1 protein-coding gene is annotated in these 3263 nt (G+C 70.8%); it reads left to right on the forward strand.

Annotated features, from left to right (window positions below; genetic code table 11):
• Positions 1-96: 96 nt before the first annotated feature.
• The coding region (locus FHD68_RS18025) for an efflux RND transporter permease subunit (RefSeq protein ID WP_139086464.1) at positions 97-3263 on the forward strand (3167 nt) is incomplete at its 3' end.

Genomic DNA, 3263 nt, shown 5'->3' on the forward strand with positions numbered 1-3263 from the left:
CGCCGCAGCTGGGCACCGGCATCCGCGTCCGCGACGCCGCAGCCCCCGTGCCCGCGCAGGGGCCCGATCAGCGGGCGCAGGGCCGGGGCCCCACCCGTGGATAGGCGCCCGGGCCTGATCGGCACCTTCGTGCGCCATGCCACGCTGGCCAACCTGCTGCTGGCGGTGATGGTGGTGGCGGGCCTTTATTCCGCGCCGCGCCTCAGGGCGCAATTCTTTCCCGACACGGTCGTCCAGCAGATCCAGGTGGCCGTCCGCTGGGACGGGGCCGGGGCGGATGATTTGGACCGGTCGGTGGTCGGCGTGCTGGAACCCGCGCTGATCGCGGTCGAGGGCGTGTCCCTGACCGAAAGCCAGTCCAGCCAAGGCAGCGCCCGCATCACCCTGGAGTTCGAGCCGGGCTGGGACATGTCCCGCGCCACCGGCGAGGTCGAGGCCGCCATCGCCGCCGCGGGCGACCTGCCCGAGGGCGCCGAGGACCCCGAGGTCACGCGCCGCGCCTGGCGCGACGCGGTCACCGACGTGGTGATCTCGGGACCCGTGGGCCTGGACCAGCTGGGCCGCATCGCGGACGACCTGACCAACCGCCTGTACGCCCGCGGGGTGACGCGGCTGTCCGTCACCGGCCTGTCCGCCCCCGAAACCCTGGTCGAGCTGCGCATGGCCGACCTGGTGCAGCACGACATCACGTTGGACCAGATCGCGGCGACCATCGCCGCCGCCGCCGCGCCCACGCCTGCGGGCGACGTGGCATCGGGCATATCGCGCGTGCGCACGGGGGCCGAGACGCGCACCCCCGAACAGGTCTCGGCTCTGGTCCTGACCGCGCTGCCCGACGGGACGCAGCTGACCATAGGCGACGTGGCGCAGGTGCGCGACACGGGCATCGACCGGGGCGTGGCCTATTTCGTCGACGGCAACCCGGCGGTCACGGTGTCCGTCCAGCGCAGCGCATCGGGCGACGCGATCGGCATGCAGCAGGACGTGCAGGCGGCCGTCGACGCGCTGGCGCCGACCCTGCCGCAGGGGGTCGCGGTGGAACTGGTGCGGGCGCGGGCCGAACAGATCTCGGCCCGGCTGTCGCTGCTTTTGGACAATGCGCTGATGGGGCTGGGGCTGGTCCTGGGCCTGCTGTTCCTGTTTCTGAACGCCCGCACCGCGATCTGGGTCGCGGCGGGCATCCCGGCGGCGCTGCTGGCGGCGGTGGCGATGATGTACGCGGTCGGCATGACGATCAACATGATCTCTCTGTTCGCGCTGATCCTGACGCTGGGCATCATCGTGGACGACGCCATCGTGGTGGGCGAACATGCCGACTATCGCGCCCGCAAGCTGGGCGAGCCGCCGCTGATCGCCGCCGAACGGGCGGCGGGCGCGATGGGCGCGCCAGTGATCGCATCGACCCTGACCACGATCATCGCCTTTGCCGGGCTGGTGCTGATCGGCGGACAGTTCGGGTCGCTGGTGTCGGACATTCCTCTGACCGTCATTCTGGTGCTGGCGGCATCGCTGATCGAATGTTTCCTGATCCTGCCCAACCACATGGCGCATGCGCTGGCCCATCACGGCAAGGACCGCTGGTACGACCGGCCGTCGGTCGTCGTGAACCGCTGGCTGGACCGGTTCGTGGCGGGCGTTCTGCGCCCGCTGGCGCGTCTGGTGCTTGTCGCCCGCTATCCGGTGCTGGCGCTGGTCATGGTGGGCTTTTCCTGGTCCACGGCGGCGCTGATCAGCGGGTCGGTGCCGTGGCGGTTCTTCGATTCGCCCGAACAGGGCAGCGTGTCGGGCAATTTCGCCATGCTGGAGGGGGCCACCCGCGACGACACCCTGCGCGTCATGGAACTGGTGCAGGACGCGGTGGACCGGGTCGCGGCCGAATATGAGGCAGAATACGGCATCAGCCCGCTGACCCATGTGATGACCCAGGTCGGCGGCAATGCGGGCCGTCCCCTGCCGGGGGCCGAGACCAAGGACGCCGACCTGCTGGGCGCCGTCCAGATGGAGCTGATCGACCCCGATTTCCGCCCCTATTCCAGCTTCGAGCTGGTCGCCGCCTTGCAGGAGGCCATGCCCACCGACCCCCAGCTGGAGACGATCAGCTTTCGCGGCGGGCGGTCGGGGCCGGGGGGCGATGCCATCTCGGTGCTGATGACCGGTGCGGATGCCGCAACGCTGAAGGCCGCCGCCGAGGCGCTGAAGGCGCGGCTGGCCGAGGCGCCCGAGGTCTCGGCGCTGGAGGACAGCCTGGATTACGACAAGGACGAGCTGGCGCTGCGCCTGACGCCCCAAGGCGAGGCCCTGGGCTTCACCACCGACGGGCTTGCGCGCGAGCTGCGCCAGCGCCTTGGCGGGATCGAGGCCGCAACCTGGCCCGAGGGCACCCGCACCGGCGCCATCACCGTGGAACTGGCCGAAGACGACCGCCGCGCCGATTTCCTGGACCGGATGCAGATGCGCACCGCGTCCGGGGCTTGGGTGCCCCTGGGCGACATCGTGTCGGTCAGCACCGAGGCGGGCTTCTCGGTCGTCCGCCGCGAGAACGGCGAGCGGATGATCGAGGTCACCGGCGACATCTCGGGCGACGATCCGGCGCGGGCGGCGGCGATCACCGCCGACCTGCAGACGCGCCTGCTGCCCGACATCGCCGCGCAGTTCGGTGTGACCTATGACGTCACCGGCCTGGCCCAGCAGGAGCGCGCGTTCCTGTCAGAAGCTCTGATCGGATTCGCGCTGGCGCTGACCGGCATCTACATGGTGCTGGCGTGGATCTTTGCCAGCTGGACGCGGCCCCTGGTGGTGATGTCGGTCATCCCCTTCGGACTGATCGGCGCGGTCTGGGGGCACGCGGCCTGGGGCCTGCCGCTGAGCCTGTTTTCCGTGGTGGGCCTGATCGGCATGTCGGGGATCATCATCAACGATTCCATCGTGCTGATCTCGACCATCGACGAATACCGGGCCACCCGGGCCCTGCGGCCCGCGATCGTCGATGCGGTCGCCGACCGGTTCCGCCCCGTGCTGCTGACCACGGCCACCACGGTTCTGGGCCTGGCCCCGCTGTTGTACGAACGCTCGTCGCAGGCGTTGTTTCTCAAGCCCACGGTGGTCACGCTGGCCTATGGGCTGGGATTCGGGATGGTGATGGTGCTGCTGGTGGTGCCGGCCGTGCTGGTCGCGGGCGACGATCTGGCCCGCGCCCGCCGGGCCTTTCGCCGCAGCCTGCGGGCCGGTCCGGTGCGCGGCGTGATGCGCGGCGCGGTGATCGC

This window comes from Paracoccus marcusii, assembly GCF_006151785.1.
Classification (GTDB): Bacteria; Pseudomonadota; Alphaproteobacteria; order Rhodobacterales; family Rhodobacteraceae; genus Paracoccus; species Paracoccus marcusii.